Consider the following 18,131-nt stretch of genomic DNA (forward strand, 5'->3'; position numbering starts at 1 on the left):
CGACTTGAGGAAGTAGATCTTGAAAGCAGCCGTTCTGTTCGAGGCGAAGAAGCCGCTCGAAATCTGTGACGTGACGGTCGACAAGCCGGGGCCGCACGAGGTGCTGATCCGCACCGCGGCGTGCGGGGTGTGTCGGTCGGACCTGCATTTCGTCGACGGCGCCTATCCGACGCCGCTGCCCGCGATCCCCGGTCACGAGGCGGCGGGCATTGTCGAAGCGGTCGGATCAGAAGTGCGCACGGTCAAGGTCGGCGATGCCGTCGTCACCTGCCTGTCGGCGTTTTGCGGTCATTGCGAGTTCTGCGTGACGGGCCGCATGTCGCTGTGCATCAGCAACGACACCAAGCGTGCACGCGACGCCGCGCCGCGGCTGCGCCTCAACGGCGATCCGGTGCATCAGATGCTCAACCTGTCGGCCTATGCCGAGATGATGCTGGTCCACGAACATGCCTGCGTCGCGATCGATCCCGACATGCCGCTCGACCGTGCCGCGCTGCTCGGTTGCGCGGTGACGACCGGGGCGGGGGCGGTGTTCAATGCCAGCCCGGTCACGCCGGGCGAGACGGTGTGCGTGGTCGGCTGCGGCGGGATCGGCCTGGCGGCGGTCAATGCAGCGAAGATCGCGGGCGCAGGCAAGATCATCGCGCTCGATCCGGTGCCCGAGAAGCGCGCCTTGGCGGAAAAACTCGGCGCAACCCATAGCTTCGATGCGATGGCGGAAGGCACCATTGCCGAAGTGGTCGAGCTGACCAAGGGCGGCGTGCATCACGCGATCGAAGCGGTCGGTCGCGAGGCGTCGGCGCAGACCGCGGTCAAGGTGCTGCGCCGCGGCGGCACGGCTACGATCCTGGGCATGTTGCCGATTGGCAGCAGCGTCGGCTTATCGGCCTTCGATCTGCTCGGCAGCAAGAAGCTGCAGGGGGCGCTGATGGGCGGCAACCGCTTCCCGGTCGACATTCCGCGGCTGGTCGATTTCTATATGCGCGGGCTGCTCGATCTCGACACGATCATCGCGGATCGCATGCCGATCGAGCGGATCAACGACGCGTTCGACGAATTGCGCAGGGGCGATGCCGCGCGCTCGGTGATCACGTTCGGATAAGGACCAGCCGATGAGCGCACATCCCGACGATGCTCCCAAGACGATCGAGGTGGCGGAGAAGGACCGCGTCGACCTGACCAGGCTGACCGCGTGGATGGAGGCTAATGTCGAGGGGTTCGAAGGGCCGCTCGATTACACCAAATTCGCCGGCGGCCAGTCCAACCCGACCTACAAACTAGAGGCCAAATCGGGCGAATATGTCCTGCGGCGCAAGCCGTTCGGCAATCTGCTGCCCTCTGCGCATGCGGTCGATCGCGAATATCGCGTGATCGCCGGTTTGTATCCGACCGGCTTTCCCGTCGCGCGGCCGTACGGCTTGTGCACCGACCCGGACGTGATCGGCACCGATTTCTACGTCATGGGGTTCGCCAACGGGCGCAACATCTGGGACGGCACGATGCCGGATTATGCGCCCGAAGAGCGGACCGGCGTCTATAACGCGATGTGCGATACGCTGGCGGCGCTACACAACACCGATCACGAGAAAGCGCGGCTGGGCGATTACGGCAAGCCGGGCAATTATTTCGAGCGCCAGGTCGGCCGCTGGACCAAGCAATATCGCATGGCCGAAACCGAGCACATGCCCGCGGTCGAGAAATTGATCGAGTATCTCCCGCGCACCATCCCGCCGCAGACGCGAACCTCTGTGGTGCATGGCGATTACCGCATCGACAATATGATCTTTCATGCCACCGAGCCGCGCGTCATCGCCTTGCTCGACTGGGAATTGTCGACGCTCGGCGATCCGCTCGCCGATTTCAGCTATTTCCTGATGAGCTGGGTGACCGCGCCCGAAGGTCGATCGGGTGTGCTGGGCAAGGCCGGCGGCGACAGCGGCATTCCGACGCTCGAGGACATGGTCGAGCGCTATTGCGCGGCCACCGGACGCGACGGCTTGCCCGACCTCAACTGGTATTTCGCGTACAATCTGTTCCGCCTGACCGGTATCGTCCAGGGCATCAAAAAGCGGATCGTCGAGGGCACGGCGTCATCGGCGCAGGCCGAGAAGTCGGCGGCGGGAGTGTATCGCCTCGCGGACGCGGCCTGGGACTTCGCTCAGAAAGCAGGGGCTTAACAACAGACCGTCACCCCAGCGCAAGCTGGGGTCTCAAGCGGCGGCGCAATTCGGCACGAGATCCCAGCTTTCGCTGGGATGACGATTGGGAGAGAAAGATGTCGCTATTCGATCTGACCGGAAAGGTCGCCGTCGTCACCGGATCGTCGCGCGGGATCGGCAAGGCGAGCGTGTTCGAGCTTGCCGAACATGGCGCGAAGGTCGTCGTCTCGAGCCGCAAGCAGGACGCCTGTGAAGAGGTCGCTGCCGAGATCAACGCCAAGTACGGCGATGGTACCGCGATTGCCGTCGCCGCGAATATCTCGGACAAGCAGGGTCTGCAGCATCTGGTCGACGAGAGCCGTCGTGCCTTCGGCCAGATCGACGTGCTAGTCTGCAACGCCGCTTCCAATCCCTATTACGGTCCGCAGGAAGGGATCAGCGACGATCAATTCCGCAAGATCCTCGACAACAATATCGTCTCCAACCACTGGCTGATCTCGATGGTCGTGCCCGAAATGCGCGCGCGCAAGGATGGGTCGGTGATCATCATCTCGTCTATCGGCGGCCTTCGTGGTTCGACCGCGATCGGCGCCTATTGCATCTCCAAGGCCGCCGACATGCAGCTCGCGCGCAACCTCGCGCATGAATATGGGCCAGACAATGTGCGGGTGAACTGCATCGCGCCGGGCTTGGTGAAGACCGATTTCGCACGGGCACTGTGGGAGAATCCGGAGCGGCAGAAGGCGGCGAACAACAGCGTGCCGCTGCGACGCATCGGTGAGCCCGAGGACATTGCCGGTGGCGTGGTGTTCCTGGCGTCGAAGGCGGCGGCGTTCACGACCGGACAGACGATCGTGATGGATGGCGGGGTTACGATTTAGACCAGCCGTCGCCCCGGCGAAGGCCAGGGCCGCCGGTTTCTGTGACGACAACATAGCGGCCCTGGCCTCCGCCGGGGTGACGGAGGAAGACAATGGCACGTTTCACCGGCAAATCGATCATCGTCACCGGCGCGGGCTCGGGCATCGGGCGCGCCTCCGCGACCTTGTTCGCGGCGGAAGGCGGCAGCGTCATTGCCGCCGACAAGACCGAAGCGGTCCACGACACGGTCGAGGCGATCCTCAACGCGGGGGGTGCCGCCAACGCGATCCAGATGGATGCGGGCGATGAGGGCGATGTCGAACGCACCATCGCGCTCGCGGTGGCCGAACATGGCGGGCTCGACATCATCTACGCCAATGCCGGCATTTCGGGAGGCATCACCGGCATCCTCGACAGCAGTGTCGAACTGTGGACCGAGGTACTGCGCGTCAACCTGATCGGCCCGTTCCTGGCGATCAAGCACGGCGCGCCAGAGATCATCAAGCGCGGCAAAGGCGCGATCGTCTGCACCGCCTCGGTCGCGGGTATCCGCTCTGGTGCCGGAGGGCCGGCCTATTCGGCATCGAAAGCGGGCGTGATCAATCTCGTCACCACCGCCGCGCAGCAGCTCACCGGCACCAATGTCCGCGTCAACGCGATTTGTCCCGGTCTGATCGAGACCGGGATGACCGCACGGGTGTTCGAATATGCCCGAGCCAACGAAAAGATGGACAAGGTCGGCCGCCTCAATCCGCTCAAGCGCGCCGGCGTGCCTGAGGAGATCGCGCGCGTCGCCTTGTTCCTGGCCAGCGACGACGCCAGCTACGTCAACGGCCAGCATTGGGCGGTCGATGGCGGATTGTCGTCGAGCCACCCAGTCACTCGCCAGGAGTTCGGCAGACCTGCAGTCTGAGCAAAAGGAGAAGCGAATGCTGTTGATCATGGGCACGGTGCGGTTGCCGGTGGGTGGGCTCGATCGCGCACGTGCCGCGATGGAGAAGATGGTCACCGGAAGCCGCGCCGAGGATGGCTGTTTCACCTATGCCTATGGCCAAGACGTGCTCGACCCGACCTTGATCCACGTCGTCGAGCGCTGGCGCGACCGCGACGCGCTGAAGGCGCACGGTCAGTCGGCGCATATGGCCGAATGGCGCGCGGCGGGTGCTGCGCTCGGCCTCCATGATCGCGACCTCAAACTCTATGATGCGGACGACGGGACGCCGCTTTAAATCCGGGGGCGTGGCTCGCGCTTGCGGATCAGCCCCTCCTGCGCGACGCTGGCCACCAGCCGGCCGTCGCGGGTGAAGATGCTGCCGCGGTTCATGCCGCGGCCATGGCCGGCCCACGGGCTGTCCATCGCGTAGAGCATCCATTCGTCGGCGCGGAATGCCTCATGGAACCACATGGCGTGATCGAGGCTCGCGGTCTGCATGCCGGGGGTCATCCAGTTGACGCCATGCGGCATCATGCTGGTCGCCATCAGCCCCATGTCGCTGGCATAGGCCAGGATCGCGCGGTGCATCGCCGTGTCGTCGCCGAGCGGGGCAACCGCGCGAATCCAGGTATAGTTGATCGGCTCGCGCGCTGTGGGCGAGAACCAGTTACGCGGGTAGAGCGGGCGAACGTCGATCGGGCTCGCCCAGCGGAGGAAGCGCGCACGATGCTCTTCGGGCATATGCTGCGCCGCTTCGACGCGTAGTTCGCTTTCGGATTTGAGGTCTTCGGGCGGCGGGATGTCGACGGGGAACGCATCCTGATGATGCAGTCCGCCTTCGGTCACCTGGAACGATGCGGCCATATTGAGGATCGGCTGGCCGTTCTGCGTCGCGATCACGCGCCTGGTGGCGAAACTCTTGCCGTCGAAGTCGCGCACCACGCGATAGACGATCGGCAGCGCATCGTCGCCCGCGCGCATGAAATAGGCGTGCAGTGAATGCGCGTCCTTGCCCTCCGCCGACCGCTGCGCCGCCTGCAAGGCCTGACCGATCACTTGTCCGCCGAACACGCGGCCCTGGCCACCGGGCAATCGCATGCCGCGATAGAGGTCGGCGTCGAGCTCCTCGACGTCGAGCAACGCGACGAGGCCCTCGATCAGCTGTTCGGGGGTGCGCTTCGGGCGCGGGTTGGGATCTTCCTCAGCCATCAATAGCCGGCGTTACGCGCGATTTTGTCGGCATGGAAGTTGGCGTCGCCGAACATCTCGGCCAGCACGCGCTGGCGCTTCATGTAGAAGCCGATGTCATATTCGTCGGTCATACCGATGCCGCCATGCATCTGCACTGCCTCCTGCACCGCCAGCATCGAGGCGAGCCCGGTCTGCGCCTTGGCGACCGACACGGCTTCGTCCGCGCGGTCTGCCCCGCTGTCGAGCATCTGCTGCGCGCGGAGCGTGGCGGCGCGCGCCACTTCCATCTCCGAATAGAGGTGCGCGGCGCGGTGCTGGAGCGCCTGGAACGTGCCGATCACCACGCCGAACTGTTTGCGCTGCTTGAGGTAGTCGACGGTCATGTCCATTGCCCCCGCACCGACCCCGAGCATTTCGGACGAGGCGCCTGTGCGCCCCGCGCGGAGCAGGCGGTTGAGCGGATCGCGTCCGGCATCGACCTCGCCGATCACCGCGTCGGCAGTCACCTCGACATTGTCGAAGTCGAGCCGCGCGGCGATGCTCGAATCCGCCAGTCGCTCGGGCGTCGCGGTCAGGCCGGCGGCGCCCTTGTCGACCGCGAACAATGTCACGCCATTCTCGTCGGCATCCGAGCCTGCGGTGCGCGCGGCGACGATGATCAGGTCGGCGACGTGGCCGTGGGTCACAAACTGCTTCTTGCCCGACAGGCGGAAACCGTTGCCCGACCGTTCGGCCTTCATGCCGACGCTGTCGCGAAACTTGGCCTGCTCGTCGATCGCCAGCGCGGCGACGGTCTCGCCGGCCAGGATGCCGGGATAGAATTTGCCCGCGAGCGCGCTGCCCTTGAGCGCCTCGACCGCGGCGACGGCGGTGGCGAGGAACGGCGAGGGCGACAGGTTGCGTCCGATTTCTTCGAGCACCACGCCCGCCTCGACATGGCCAAGCCCGAGCCCGCCCTGGTCCTCGCCGATCAGGATGCCGGTGAAGCCCATCTCCGCGAACGACTTCCACAGATCGCTGCTGAACCCGTCGGCGTTGTTGCTGTCGCGCAGTCCGCGGAGATGTTTGACCGGAGCATGTTCGCGCACGAAGTCCTTCGCGGTGTCCGCGAGCATGGATTGTTCGTCGTTGAGGTAGAGGGGCATTCTTTACTCCGTCGCCCCGGCGAAGGCCGGGGCCGCTGGGTTAATGTCTGTACGCCATCGCGCGGCGGCCCCGGCCTTCGCCGGGGCGACGATTCATTTATCCGGCAAATCCAAAATCCGCTTCGAGATGATGTTGAGCTGCACCTCGCTGGTGCCGCCCTCGATTGAATTGGCCTTGGTGCGCAGCCAGGCGCGTGGCGCGGCGCCGTTGTTCGACTCCTGGCTTTCCCATTCGAGTGCGTCGGATCCGCCCGCCGCCATCATCAGCTCATGGCGCGACTTGTTCAGCTCGGTGCCGTAATATTTCATCATCGACGGCTGGGCAGGGTGCGCCTTGCCGGCCTTCAATTCGTCGATGAATTTCTCCGACATCGCGGTGAACGCCTTGGCGCGCACCTCGAACAACGCCATTTGCGCGCGCAGCACCGGATCGGCGAGGGTGCCGTCGCCGGTCAGGCCGACGGTCCGCTTGGCGCCGTCGACCAGCGGGTTGCCGCCGCTCGACCCCAATCCCATGCCGCTGATCATTTCGCGCTCGTGGCCGAGCAGATATTTGGCGACGTCCCAACCTTTATTCACTTCGTGAACAAGGTTTTCCTTGGGGACCTTCACATTGTCGAAAAAGGTTTCGCAGAACGGCGAATAGCCCGAGATCAGCAGGATCGGCTTGGTCGACACGCCCGGCGTCGCCATGTCGAACAGCAGGAAACTGATCCCGCCTTGCTTGACCGTTTTGTCGGTGCGCACCAGGCAGAAGATCCAGTCAGCGTAATTGGCGTAGCTGGTCCAGACCTTCTGGCCATTGACCAGATAGTGATCGCCTTTGTCTTCCGCCGAGGTCTGCAGGCTGGCCAAATCGGATCCGGCACCGGGCTCGGAATAGCCCTGGCACCAGCGGATCTCGCCGCGTGCGATCTTGGTCAGATGTTCGAGCTTCTGCGCTTCGGTGCCGTATTTGAGCAGCGCCGGCCCGAGCATCGAGATACCGAACGAATTTAGCGGGTTGCGGCATTTCAGCCGCGCCATTTCCTCGCGCAGGATCTTGGTCTCAGCCGGCGACAGCCCGCCGCCGCCATAGGCTTTCGGCCAATCGGGCACGGTCCAGCCGCGCGCGCCCATCGCGTCCATCCATTGTTTCTGCGCCGGCGTCAGCTTCGACTGGTCGCGCCCGCCCCAGACGACATCGGCGTCGGACCGCACCGGCTCGCGCATCTCCGCCGGGCAATTGGCTTCGAGCCAAGCGCGCGTCTCGGCGCGGAAGGTTTCAAGATCATCACTCATTGCATTGCTCCATGCGCCAGTCGGGCGACGGCGATTGCCTTGTGGTCGAGATAGGTGCCGGTGATCGCCTGCACGCCGATCGGCATGCCGTCGGGATCGACGCCGATCGGGAAGCTGGTCGCCGGCAGCATCGGAAACGTCGCCAGCCCCGGAAAGGCGAATTGCACGCCGAACGGCGTCGCCTCGCCATCGATGTCGAGCACGCGCTTGGGCAGCGGCGTCGAATCGTGCGGGAAGGCGGTGACGCCCAAGGTCGGGGCGATCACCGCGTCATAGCTCGCGAACAGCCGGTTCCAGGCGCGCGCGATACGCGCCTGCTCGTCGCGCAGATCGAACCATTCGACCAAGGTGGTCGGCGCCGATCCGGCCTGCGGCACGCCGCGCGCGATCGTGATGTTGAGCATCTTCATATAAGCGCGCTGCTGCGCTTCGAGATCGGGAAGCAGGTCGCTGCGCCGGTCGACCGACGCGCCGAGATCGTGGAGCGCATCCGCCAGCCGGTCGAGCGCATCGGCGATCGGCGCGGCGACCCTCGCATGCGGATGCGAACTGAGCACCAGCACGCGATAGTCGCTCGCCGGACGATTATCGGCCTGTTTGAGCGGGTGATCCGACAGGATGTCGAGCGCCAGCGCCAGATCATCCGGATTGCGCGCCATCGGTCCGATCACCGACAATTCGCCGGGCGCACCGTCGGTGCCCGGGAAGAAATGGCCGTCGCGGCTGAGCGCGCCGAAGGTCGGCTTATGTCCCCAGACGCCGTTGAATGCCGCCGGCACGCGGATCGAGCCGCCGATATCGCTGCCCAATTCGAGCGGCACCATGCCGGCGGCGAGCGCGGCGGCGGCACCGCCGGAGGATCCGCCCGCGACGCGATCGTGATTGTGCGGGTTGTTGGTGCGGCCGTAGATCGGATTGTCGGCCTGGAGATCGGCCAGCATCGGCGGGACGTTGGTCTTGCCCAGGATCACCGCGCCCGCGGCCTTGAGCCGCTTGACCGCTTCGGCGTCCTCCTTCGCGACGAAATCGCGCGCCGCTTCCATTCCCCAGCTGGTCTTGAGCCCGGCAAGGTCGAAGCTTTCCTTGACCGTCATCGGCACACCGAGCAGGGGGGCATCGTCGCCCGCGGCTAAGCGCCGGTCCATCTCATGCGCCTGGTGCCGGGCATTGTCGAAATCGTGCACGACGACGGCGTTGATCGGCCCGTCGCGTGCCTCGATCCGCGCTATCGCTGCTTCGCATTCGAGCAAGGCGGTAGTCTCGCCCGAGCGGATCGCTTTGGCGGTCTCTATGGCGGATTTTTCGGTCACGCGGTCAAGGGCTTCCGTCATAGTCCACCTCATCTCGTCGCCCCGGCGGAGGCCGGGGCCGGCCCGTTTGTCGCGTTGACAGGGCCAGATTGCCAGCGGCCCCGGCCTTCGCCGGGGCGACGGAATTTCAGAACTTCTCCCCCGCCTCGGCCTTGCGCCTCAGCAGCGGGGACACCTCGACCCCGTTCGCCTCCAGCCCGGCGACGACCTTGTCGAGCCCGACCAGGTTCCCCCAGAACATCGGACCGCCGCGATAGACCGGCCAGCCATAGCCGTAGATCCACACCACATCGATATCCGAAGCCCGCTGCGCCATGCCTTCGTCGAGGATCTTCGCGCCTTCATTGACCATCGGATAGATGGTCGCGGCGATGATATCCTCGTCCGTGAAATCGTGCCGGGCTTGGTTCGACCGGCTGCGGAAATCCTCGATAATCTCGGCGACTTCGGGCGAGGGCGTGGGATTGCGGTTCTCGTCGTAATCGTACCAGCCCTTGCCGGTCTTCTGGCCCCAACGGCCGCGCGCGCAGAGCACCTCGCGGATCGTGTCCTGCTTCGACGGATCGCGGTGCCAGCCGATGTCGACGCCGGCCAGGTCACCCATCTGGAACACGCCCATCGGAAAACCGAAATCGACCAGCGCCTTGTCGATCTGCTCCGGCCGCGCGCCTTGCATCAGCATGGCGTTGGCGGGCGCGTTGCGCGCCGACAGCATGCGGTTGCCGATAAAGCCCGGACAGACGCCGGAGACGACCGCGACCTTGCCGATCGGTTTGGCCAGCGCCATCACCGTCGCCAGCACGTCGGGCGCGGTCTTGGCGCCGCGCACCACTTCGAGCAGCTTCATGACGTTCGCCGGCGAGAAGAAGTGCATGCCGAGCACGTCCTGGGGGCGGTCGGTCGCCGAGGCGATCTCGTCGACATTGAGGTACGAGGTGTTGGACGCCAGGATCGCGCCGGGTTTGACGATCTTGTCGAGCTTGCCGAACAGCTCCTTCTTGACGTCCATATTCTCGTAGATCGCCTCGATGACGAGGTCGCAATCCTTGAGGTCGTCGAGGCTGAGCGTGGGGGTCAGCAGACCCATCATCGCCTCGACCTTTTCCATCGTAAAGCGGCCGCGCTTGGCCGAGTTCTCGTAATTCTTGCGGATCACCCCGACGCCGCGATCGAGTGCTTCCTGTGCGGTCTCGACGATCGTCACCGGGATGCCGGCGGTCAGGAAGTTCATGCTGATGCCGCCGCCCATCGTGCCGGCGCCGACCACGCCGACCTTCTTGATCGGCCGCAGCTGGACGTCGGACTGGATGCCATCGACCTTGGCGGCCTGGCGCTCGGCGAAGAACATGTAGCGCTGGGCAGCGGATTGCGTGCCCATCATGAGCTTCATGAATTCCTCGCGCTCGACTGCAATGCCTTCGGCGAAGGTGCCGTGAGTCGAGGCCTCGACGCAGCGGATATTCGCCGCCGGCGCGTCAAAGCCGCGGAACTTGCGCGCGTTGGCCTTTTTGAATGCCTCGACCACTTCGGGATCGGCGGTCGCGGTCTTTTCCGACGCGCGGGGCAGGGGACGTTTGTCGGCAATCTCATTGGCGAAGGCGATCGCGTCCGCCTCCAGGCTGTCCTCATCCGCGAGGCGATCGATCAATCCGGCTTCCTGCGCCTTCTTCGCCGAGATCGGATCCCCGATCGCGGTCATTTCGAGCGCGAGCTTGATCCCGGCGATGCGCGGGATGCGCTGAGTCCCGCCGGCACCCGGCAGCAGGCCGAGCTTGACCTCGGGCGTGCCGATCTTCGCCGACGGCACCGCGATCCGATAATGGCAGCCCAGCGTGACCTCGCAACCGCCGCCCAGCGCCGTGCCGTGGATTGCCGCGACCACCGGCTTGTCGAGCGCTTCGATCGCGTCGATCACCGCGCCGAGCCCCGGACCAGTCATCGGCTTGCCGAACTCGGTGATGTCGGCGCCGGCGAAGAATGTCCGGCCGTCGCAGCGGATCACCACCGCCTTGATCGTCGCGTCCGCCGCCGCCTGCTTGATCCCGGCGTCGAGTCCCTCGCGCACCGCCGCGCCCAGCGCGTTGACCGGCGGGTTGTTCGAGATGATCACGAGCACGTCGCCATGGCGTTTGGTGCGGATCGGGGAAGCGGGCGTATCGGACATTCTTCTCTCCAAAATCGTCGCCCCGGCGGAGGCCGGGGCCGCTATGTTCTGGTCCGTGCCGGCAATGTGACCGGCGGCCCCGGCCTCCGCCGGGGCGACGGATTAGGTCAGCGACGAGTAGATCAGCGTCTTGAGCTCGCGGCGGATCGGATACAGGCCGGACGGGCTGAGCTGAGTCATGAACACCATGTGCAGCCGCTCGACCGGATCGATGAAGAACGCGGTCGAGAACATGCCGCCCCAATAATATTCGCCCGCCGACCCCGGGATCATCGTCTTGGCGACATCCTCGGTGACGGCAAAGCCGAGGCCGAAGCCGGTGCCGGCATTCTGCGTCTCGCTGAATAGCGAGCGCGACAGCGTCGACAGGTCCGACTTGCCGGGCAGATGGTTCATCGTCATCAAGTCGAGCGTCTTGCGTCCCAACAGGCGCACGCCATCGAGTTCGCCGCCATTGGCGCACATCTGGCAGAAGCGGTGATAATCGAGCGCCGTCGAGACCAATCCGCCGCCGCCCGACAATAATTTGGGCTGGCGTCGCCACGCGCTTTCGCTCGCACGATCGTACATCACGCGCCCTTTGCCGGCGACGAACGTGTAGCAATCGGTCAGCCGGTCGACCTTGCCGTCGGACACGACGAAGCCGGTGTCGTCCATCTTGAGCGGTTTGAAGATCTTTTCGGCGAAATATTGGTCGAGCGGCATGCCCGATACGCGCTGGATCACCGCGCCCAGCACATCGGTCGACACCGAATAATTCCACGCGGTGCCGGGCGAGAATTCCAGCGGGAGCTTGCCCAGCGCCGCGACGAAACCGTCGAGATCGTTGCCGCCATGCCAATTGTCGATCTTGCCCTCGCGATAGGCGGCATCGACGTTGGTGCGGTTCTGGAAACCATAGGTCAGACCCGAGGTGTGGCGCAGCAGGTCGAGCATCCGCATCGGCTCGGCGGTCGGCGTCACCGGCAGGAACGGCACTCCGCTACCACCACCATTATAGACCCCGATCCCCTTGAACTCGGGCAATATGTGATGAACTGGGGTATCGACCGCGACCTTGCCGTCCTCGACCAGCATCATGAACCCAACCGAGGTGATCGGCTTGGTCATGCTGGCGATACGGAAGATCGATCCTTCATCGATCGCCTTGTCCGACCCCTCGATCGCCGCGCCCTGGCTTGAGAAATGGACGATCTCGCCATCGTGGCTGATCAGGATCTGCGCGTTGGGCAATTTGCCCGAATCGAGGTACCGTTCCTTCAGGAATGCCGGAATAAGGTTGAGGCGCGCGGCATCGAAGCCATGCTTTTCAGGCGCTTTCATCAGCATCGCTCTTCCATACCCCTATTTCAAATTACGACTCTCTATTGCCTTGAGCGACGCTCGAATCAACTCTAACGTTGCGAAATCGCGCAGGCGGAGACCTGCGACGGCCGAAGCTGGAGAGCGGATCCTTGTCAATGAATGGCGCACCCGAACCCGTTATCGCCCTCGATCCGGCCTGGCCCAGGGTTTCACTGAAGGACGCGACCGCCGCGCTGACCGCGCTGGGCACCAAGTTCGAGATGGAGACGATCGAGATTCGCGGCGTGCCGACGCGGGTGTGGAAACACGCGCCGCACGATCTTGGCGTGTTGCTCGATCTGTCGCGCACGCATGGCGACCGCCTGTTCACCATCCTTGAGGACGAGCGCGTCAGCTATGAGGAGAGTTATCGCGCCACGGCGGCGCTCGCCCGCGCATTTCAGGGCATGGGCGTGGGCAAGGGCGATCGCGTCGCCTTCGCGACTCGCAACCTGCCCGAATGGCCGGTGATCTTCTTCGCGATCACGACGCTCGGCGCCATCGCGGTTCCGCTCAATGCCTGGTGGACAGGCGCCGAACTCGAATATGGCATCAACGATTCGGGGGCCAAGGTCCTGCTGGTCGACGCCGAGCGCTATGAGCGGATCAGGCCGCATCTGGCAGAGTTGACCAACGTCGAACGTCTTATCGTCGCCCGCTCGCCCGCGCCGATCGACGGCGCCATTGCACTAGAAGACATTATCGGCGGGCCGAAAAGCTGGGCGGACTTGCCTGCGGACGATCGACCGCGAGTCGAGATCGACAGCGATGACGACGCGACGATCTTCTACACCAGCGGCACCACCGGCAATCCCAAGGGCGCGCTGGGCACGCACCGCAATCTCATGACGAACATCATGTCGGGCGGCTTCTCGGGCGCGCGCAGCTTCGTCCGCCGCGGCGAGCCGATCCCCGATCCGATCCCGCGCACCAGCCTGACCGTAATCCCGATGTTCCACGTCACCGCCTGCTCGGCCGGGCTGATGGGGACCATGGCGAGCGGCAGCACCACCATCTTCATGCGGAAATGGGATACGGTGAAGGCGATGGAGATCATCGAGCGCGAGAAGGTCCACTTTACCGGCGGCGTGCCGACCATCGCCTGGCAGCTGCTCGAACATCCCGATCGCTACAAATACGACCTCTCCTCGATCGAGGCGATCGCTTATGGCGGGGCACCGTCGGCGCCTGAACTCGTCAAGAAGATTTACGAGGAATTCGGCGCGCTCCCCGGCAATGGCTGGGGCATGACCGAGACGATGGCGACGGTGACGCACCATTCGAGCGAGGATTATCTCAACCGCCCGACCAGCGCCGGCCCGCCGGTGGCGACCGCCGACCTGGAAATCCGCGCCGATGACGGGGTCACTGTGTTGCCGGTCGGCGAGGTCGGCGAATTATGGGCGCGCGGACCGATGATCGTTAAGGGCTATTGGAACAAGCCCGAGGCGACGGCGGAGACCTTTGTCGACGGCTGGGTACGCACCGGCGACCTCGCGCGGCTCGATGAGGAAGGCTTCCTGTTCATCGTCGACCGCGCCAAGGATATGGTGATCCGCGGCGGCGAGAATATCTATTCGTCCGAGGTCGAGAACGCGCTGTACGAGCATCCCGCAGTGACCGACGCTGCCGTGATCGGCATCCCGCACCGGACGTTGGGCGAGGAGCCGGCCGCCGTGGTCCATCTCGCGCCGGGCACGGCCGCGACCGAAGCGGAATTGCAAGCCTGGGTGGGTGAGCGGCTTGCGGCGTTCAAGGTGCCGGTGTCGATCCGCTTCGTGCACGAAACGCTGCCGCGCAACGCCAATGGCAAGATCCTGAAGAAGGATCTGAAGGGCTTGTTCGAAGATCGCGCGAGCCAAGCCGCGTAAGCGGCACCCTCTCGTCCGTCATGCCGGCCTCCACTGAGCCATTCGCTGGTCGACTTGGGGAGGAGTGGATCCCGGCATAAAGCCGGGTGACGTTGGGGCCTGTTAGATTTCCGGCGACACACGCCGGGGCGCCGTCTCGCGGGCAAAGCACAACGCCACGAACCCCAGCACGGCCGCCGCCGCCATATACCAGGCCGGCGCCAACGGACTGCCGGTGACGCCTGTCAGCCACGCCACAACGAACTGGGTCGATCCGCCGAAGATCGAGATCGCCAGCGCATAGACGATCGCCAGCGCGCCCGACCGGATGCGCGCGGGAAAGTCCTCGGTGATATGGACCAGCACCGCGCTCAACGCGATGCCGATGGAGAGGCGCAATAAGCATCCTACCAGGAACAGGCTCGCCTTGCCCGGTGCGATGGTCAGCAGCCAGAAAGCGGGAAGAGTGATAAGGCAGACGAACAAGGTCGGCAGGATCATCGCCGGTCGGCGTCCATAGCGATCGGCCAGCCAGCCGCCGAGCGGCGCGCCGATCGTCCCGCCGATCCCCACCGCGATCGTCGCCCAGAAGGCTGTGCCGGACGGCAGATGCAGCGTCGTCTTGGCGAAGGTGGTCAGGAAGTTGGTGACATAGGTCATGATCGTCCCCGACAGCAGTGCCAGGAACGCGATGATCGCGGTGCGGCGATAGTCGCGGAGCGGCGGCGCGGGGATCGCCGGCGCATCGCTGGGCAAGGTTTCGGGTAATGTCCGCCGGAGTACGAGCCCGATCGGAATGACGCCGACGCCGAGCGCCAGTGCGATCCGCCATCCCCAGCTCGCGAGGGTCGCATCGTCCATCACATGCGCCAGCGCGAGCCCGATCAATCCGGCAACCAGCACAGCGACATTCTGCCCGAACATTTGCATCGAGACGTACAGGCCGCGGCGATGCGGCGGCGCTGCTTCCGCCAGGAACGCGGTGCTCGGTCCGACCTCTCCGCCCAGCGCGAATCCCTGGACCAGGCGCCAGAACAGCACCAGCAACGGCGCGGCGATGCCGATCGCGGCATAAGACGGCGTCAGCGCGACACCCAGGCTGGCGGCCCCGATCAGCGCGAACGACAGCAGCATCATAGGCCGGCGCCCGAGCCGATCGCCGAGCACGCCGATCACCAGCCCGCCAAGCGGGCGCGTCAGGAATCCCGCGCCGAACGTGGCGAGGGCAGCAAGCAGGCTCGATTGTGGGTCGGTGGCCGGGAAGAAAGTGTGACCGATCTCGACCGCGAAGAAGGTGAAGATCAGGAAATCGTAGAATTCGAGCGCGTTGCCGAGCGTGACGCCTACGACTTGGGAAGCGGTGACTCGCGGCGCCGTAATAATGGTCATCGTGCTCCCCAGCTCGTCCGCTTCATCAAGCGATGTCGGGCGCCGCAAGTCAATCGCGGTCCGCTGGGGTTCGATGCACGCAGTCTATATGCGCCCAACGACGCCATCCCGAGTGGTGGAGCCCGCACGCGACCCGCCAACGAATCCGTCCGGAATGGTGGCTTCATCGCTGGCTTGCCGACGACCGAAGGGGTAAGATTCTTTCATAAATACGGGGGGATGCCTTGATGCGCTTCGCTGTTCGCCGCCCATTCCAATCGGTCGCGTTGATCGGCGCGATGCTGGTCTTCGCCGCTGCGTGCACGATGAAGACATCGTCGACCAAGCCCGCGACGGGCATTGCCAACGCCGCTTGCCCGACGCCGCAGAATATCCCGTCCGGGTTCGACTATCCGCAAAAGGCTGCCACGGTCGAAAGCTGGGTAACAACCGGCAACGTCGCCCGCACGCGCCAGCACGGTTGGAACGTCTGGGCCGCGCTCAACACGATGGTCGGCGGCAAGCCGATCTGGCAAAGCTGGTGCACCGAAACCCAGGCATTCGCACCCGACCCCTCGGTCACTGCCAAGCTCGCCAAGACCGAGCCGGCGGTCGCGACGGTGCCGATGCGCAAGTTCAAGCTCAACAATGGATCGACGGCTGGCGCAGACCCGATTAACTTCCCGGTCTCGCCGACCTATGCCGTGCCGCAGCCGGTGGTCGACCGCTACACGGGCACGCCGTGCCTGCAGGGAACGACGCCCGCTGATTACGCTTTGGCGAATGGCCCGACCTTGCAGAATAACGGCGACGTGATGGTGGCGGGGGTGATCTACAACCAGCCCGCCTACGACTGGATTCGCAGCAACAAGCTCTATCTGCAGTCGACGCTCAACGGCCTGATCCCGCCGCCCAACCAAGCCAAGCAGATGGCGGCGATGCCTGACGGCTCGATCGTCCTCAAGCCGATGATGTGGCCGGTGGCGGCGGGCCAGTTCACCGCGCTGCCGATTTGGAACGACCCGGCGTCGGACGACGGCGTCTATGCCGGCTTCGAGATCCAGGAGAAGTGGCCGAAAGCGGTGGCGGTCACCACCACACGGGCGGCTCAAGTGATCCCGTCCTCGGTCAGTTTCCTCCACGGCGTGACGATGAGCGGCAAGCCGCTCGGGCCCAATACCTATGCCAAGCCGCGCGTGGTCGGGGTCGACCGCTTCTACAATTACAAACCCGATCTCTCAAAGATGGCGCAATGCGATCGCGCGATCCTCGATGCTTCGGCTTATTATGCTTATGGCCGGATGTTCCAGCAGGGCGACTATCTGATCCTGATCGCGATGCACATCATGACCAAGGAACAGCCCGCCTGGACATTCCAATCGGTGTGGTGGAACGATTCGCCCGGCATGAGCCCCTATGCCGCCGACCGGCCCAACCTGTCGCCGGTCAGTGCGCCGGGGCCATGGCGCAATTATCTGATGGCGGCGACCTACGGCATTCCTGCGAGTTCGGGCAGCAACCAATGGCCGGTCGCGTTCAACCCTTATATCGAGCTCGCCGCCGATCATCCGATCAAGACCAACTGCATGAATTGCCACCATCGCGCGGCGTGGCCGGCGTCGAGCACCGAATATGAGGCGCCGGGAGGCCCCAGCGCGCTCGACATCTTCGCGCTCAATAATGCCGTGCTGAACGGCAAAATCGGCGTAGATTCATTATGGTCGATCAGCGACCGCGCGCTGGCGTCCGACCAGCGGACGGAGGCAGTAGCGGCGCGGAAATAGACGGGCATCCTGCGGGGCCGGGGGCGGGCGATCGCCCCCGGTTATCAGCCGAGCGCGAGGTCGACCGCCGCGAGCGCATGAAGGCTCGTCGTATCGAACAACGGCACTGCGCTGTCCGACTGGTCCACGAGCAGCATGATTTCGGTGCAGCCCAGCACGATCGCTCCCGCGCCGCGCTCCACCAGCCGCGCAATCACATCGTGATAGACCGCGCGCGATGCCGCTTCGATCTTTCCCGCGACCAATTCCTCATAGATCACGCGATGAACCTCGCGCCGGTCGTCGTCGTCGGGAATCAGGGGCTCGAGCCCGGCGGCCGCGAGGCGATCGCGATAAAAGGCCTTTTCCATCGTGAAGGCGGTGCCGAGCAACCCGACTCGCTTAAGCCCCGCCCGGGTGATCGCCGCCGCAGTGGGATCGACGACGTGGAGCAGCGGCACGCCGATCGCCGCTGCGATCTCGTCAGCCATCAAATGCATCGTGTTGCTGCAGATCAGGACGAAATCCGCACCTCCCGCCTCCAAGTGCCTGGCCGCATCCACCATTCGCGCGGTGAGCGAAGACCAGTCGCCATCATGCTGAAGTCGTTCGATTTCGCCGAAATCTACCGAGTATAAAAGCATTTCGGCCGAATGCGCGCCGCCGAGACGGTCACGCACCGCGCGATTGATGATCGCATAATATTGCGCTGAACTCTCCCAGCTCATGCCGCCGATCAGTCCAATCCTCTTCATCGTGTT

Annotated in this window: 15 protein-coding genes; 7 read left to right on the forward strand and 8 right to left on the reverse strand. The window is 64.7% G+C overall.

From position 1 onward, the window contains the following. Positions 1 to 16 precede the first annotated feature (16 nt). The 5 genes from SAS01S_RS03205 (at position 17) to SAS01S_RS03225 (ending at position 4,249) form a co-directional block, all read left to right on the forward strand. The gene (locus tag SAS01S_RS03205; RefSeq protein WP_066804707.1) at positions 17 to 1,102 is read left to right on the forward strand and encodes a Zn-dependent alcohol dehydrogenase; all 1,086 of its coding nucleotides are present in this window, start codon (positions 17 to 19) and stop codon (positions 1,100 to 1,102) included. Positions 1,103 to 1,112: 10 nt separating this feature from the next. Beyond that, on the forward strand, positions 1,113 to 2,177 hold the full coding sequence (locus SAS01S_RS03210) for a phosphotransferase family protein (protein WP_066804710.1): 1,065 nt from the start codon (positions 1,113 to 1,115) through the stop codon (positions 2,175 to 2,177). A gap of 98 nt (positions 2,178 to 2,275) precedes the next feature. After that, a complete protein-coding gene (locus tag SAS01S_RS03215) occupies positions 2,276 to 3,040 on the forward strand; it encodes an SDR family NAD(P)-dependent oxidoreductase (RefSeq protein WP_066804713.1) in 765 nt (254 codons plus the stop codon). 92 nt (positions 3,041 to 3,132) lie between these two features. Further along, a complete protein-coding gene (locus SAS01S_RS03220; RefSeq protein ID WP_066804716.1) occupies positions 3,133 to 3,933 on the forward strand; it encodes an SDR family NAD(P)-dependent oxidoreductase in 801 nt (266 codons plus the stop codon). Positions 3,934 to 3,949: 16 nt separating this feature from the next. Beyond that, positions 3,950 to 4,249 (forward strand): putative quinol monooxygenase, encoded by a 300-nt coding sequence (locus SAS01S_RS03225; RefSeq protein ID WP_066804720.1) that lies wholly within the window; start codon positions 3,950 to 3,952, stop codon positions 4,247 to 4,249. On the opposite strand, the gene SAS01S_RS03230 is transcribed toward SAS01S_RS03225, so the two are convergent. The 6 genes from SAS01S_RS03230 to SAS01S_RS03255 all read right to left on the reverse strand — a co-directional run bounded on the left by SAS01S_RS03230 (position 4,246) and on the right by SAS01S_RS03255 (position 12,374). After that, positions 4,246 to 5,163: an acyl-CoA thioesterase gene (locus tag SAS01S_RS03230; protein ID WP_066804723.1), complete on the reverse strand. Its 918-nt coding sequence runs from the start codon at positions 5,161 to 5,163 to the stop codon at positions 4,246 to 4,248. The two genes, SAS01S_RS03225 and SAS01S_RS03230, sit on opposite strands and share 4 nt — an antisense overlap. Beyond that, positions 5,163 to 6,290 (reverse strand): acyl-CoA dehydrogenase family protein, encoded by a 1,128-nt coding sequence (locus SAS01S_RS03235; RefSeq protein WP_066804726.1) that lies wholly within the window; start codon positions 6,288 to 6,290, stop codon positions 5,163 to 5,165. Before SAS01S_RS03235 ends, SAS01S_RS03230 begins: the two co-directional genes overlap by 1 nt. A gap of 93 nt (positions 6,291 to 6,383) precedes the next feature. Beyond that, on the reverse strand, positions 6,384 to 7,571 hold the full coding sequence (locus tag SAS01S_RS03240; protein WP_066804729.1) for an acyl-CoA dehydrogenase family protein: 1,188 nt from the start codon (positions 7,569 to 7,571) through the stop codon (positions 6,384 to 6,386). After that, the gene (locus SAS01S_RS03245) at positions 7,568 to 8,902 is read right to left on the reverse strand and encodes an amidase family protein (protein WP_066804740.1); all 1,335 of its coding nucleotides are present in this window, start codon (positions 8,900 to 8,902) and stop codon (positions 7,568 to 7,570) included. Before SAS01S_RS03245 ends, SAS01S_RS03240 begins: the two co-directional genes overlap by 4 nt. Before the next feature lie 106 nt (positions 8,903 to 9,008). Further along, entirely contained in the window at positions 9,009 to 11,045 is a 2,037-nt protein-coding gene (locus tag SAS01S_RS03250; RefSeq protein WP_066804742.1) for a 3-hydroxyacyl-CoA dehydrogenase NAD-binding domain-containing protein, read from the reverse strand. A 102-nt stretch (positions 11,046 to 11,147) separates the two neighbouring features. Continuing rightward, positions 11,148 to 12,374: a serine hydrolase domain-containing protein gene (locus tag SAS01S_RS03255; protein WP_066804744.1), complete on the reverse strand. Its 1,227-nt coding sequence runs from the start codon at positions 12,372 to 12,374 to the stop codon at positions 11,148 to 11,150. A 131-nt stretch (positions 12,375 to 12,505) separates the two neighbouring features. On the opposite strand from SAS01S_RS03255, the gene SAS01S_RS03260 reads away from it, so the two are divergent. Next, on the forward strand, positions 12,506 to 14,260 hold the full coding sequence (locus SAS01S_RS03260; protein WP_066804746.1) for a class I adenylate-forming enzyme family protein: 1,755 nt from the start codon (positions 12,506 to 12,508) through the stop codon (positions 14,258 to 14,260). 102 nt (positions 14,261 to 14,362) lie between these two features. On the opposite strand, the gene SAS01S_RS03265 is transcribed toward SAS01S_RS03260, so the two are convergent. Continuing rightward, positions 14,363 to 15,628: an MFS transporter gene (locus SAS01S_RS03265; RefSeq protein ID WP_066804938.1), complete on the reverse strand. Its 1,266-nt coding sequence runs from the start codon at positions 15,626 to 15,628 to the stop codon at positions 14,363 to 14,365. Between the two features lie 227 nt (positions 15,629 to 15,855). Here SAS01S_RS03265 and SAS01S_RS03270 point away from each other — a divergent pair, with 227 nt between their 5' ends. Further along, the gene (locus tag SAS01S_RS03270; RefSeq protein WP_066804749.1) at positions 15,856 to 17,391 is read left to right on the forward strand and encodes a hypothetical protein; all 1,536 of its coding nucleotides are present in this window, start codon (positions 15,856 to 15,858) and stop codon (positions 17,389 to 17,391) included. A gap of 44 nt (positions 17,392 to 17,435) precedes the next feature. Here SAS01S_RS03270 and SAS01S_RS03275 read toward each other — a convergent pair whose 3' ends face one another. Beyond that, positions 17,436 to 18,125 carry an aspartate/glutamate racemase family protein gene (locus SAS01S_RS03275; RefSeq protein WP_066804752.1) on the reverse strand — a complete coding sequence of 230 codons (690 nt, stop codon included), beginning with the start codon at positions 18,123 to 18,125 and terminating at the stop codon, positions 17,436 to 17,438. Positions 18,126 to 18,131: the final 6 nt, after the last annotated feature.

The sequence above is a fragment of the Sphingomonas asaccharolytica NBRC 15499 genome (assembly GCF_001598355.1).
Lineage (GTDB): Bacteria > Pseudomonadota > Alphaproteobacteria > Sphingomonadales > Sphingomonadaceae > Sphingomonas > Sphingomonas asaccharolytica.

Bases quoted from the DNA above. Each gene is read 5' to 3' on its own strand.
- SAS01S_RS03245 (WP_066804740.1), bottom strand. From the start codon at position 8,902: ATGACGGAAGCCCTTGACCGCGTGACCGAAAAATCCGCCATAGAGACC.
- SAS01S_RS03250 (WP_066804742.1), bottom strand. From the start codon at position 11,045: ATGTCCGATACGCCCGCTTCCCCGATCCGCACCAAACGCCATGGCGAC.
- SAS01S_RS03240 (WP_066804729.1), bottom strand. From the start codon at position 7,571: ATGAGTGATGATCTTGAAACCTTCCGCGCCGAGACGCGCGCTTGGCTC.
- SAS01S_RS03210 (WP_066804710.1), top strand. From the start codon at position 1,113: ATGAGCGCACATCCCGACGATGCTCCCAAGACGATCGAGGTGGCGGAG.
- SAS01S_RS03265 (WP_066804938.1), bottom strand. From the start codon at position 15,628: ATGACCATTATTACGGCGCCGCGAGTCACCGCTTCCCAAGTCGTAGGC.
- SAS01S_RS03235 (WP_066804726.1), bottom strand. From the start codon at position 6,290: ATGCCCCTCTACCTCAACGACGAACAATCCATGCTCGCGGACACCGCG.
- SAS01S_RS03260 (WP_066804746.1), top strand. From the start codon at position 12,506: ATGAATGGCGCACCCGAACCCGTTATCGCCCTCGATCCGGCCTGGCCC.
- SAS01S_RS03220 (WP_066804716.1), top strand. From the start codon at position 3,133: ATGGCACGTTTCACCGGCAAATCGATCATCGTCACCGGCGCGGGCTCG.
- SAS01S_RS03270 (WP_066804749.1), top strand. From the start codon at position 15,856: ATGCGCTTCGCTGTTCGCCGCCCATTCCAATCGGTCGCGTTGATCGGC.
- SAS01S_RS03275 (WP_066804752.1), bottom strand. From the start codon at position 18,125: ATGAAGAGGATTGGACTGATCGGCGGCATGAGCTGGGAGAGTTCAGCG.
- SAS01S_RS03225 (WP_066804720.1), top strand. From the start codon at position 3,950: ATGCTGTTGATCATGGGCACGGTGCGGTTGCCGGTGGGTGGGCTCGAT.
- SAS01S_RS03215 (WP_066804713.1), top strand. From the start codon at position 2,276: ATGTCGCTATTCGATCTGACCGGAAAGGTCGCCGTCGTCACCGGATCG.
- SAS01S_RS03230 (WP_066804723.1), bottom strand. From the start codon at position 5,163: ATGGCTGAGGAAGATCCCAACCCGCGCCCGAAGCGCACCCCCGAACAG.
- SAS01S_RS03255 (WP_066804744.1), bottom strand. From the start codon at position 12,374: ATGCTGATGAAAGCGCCTGAAAAGCATGGCTTCGATGCCGCGCGCCTC.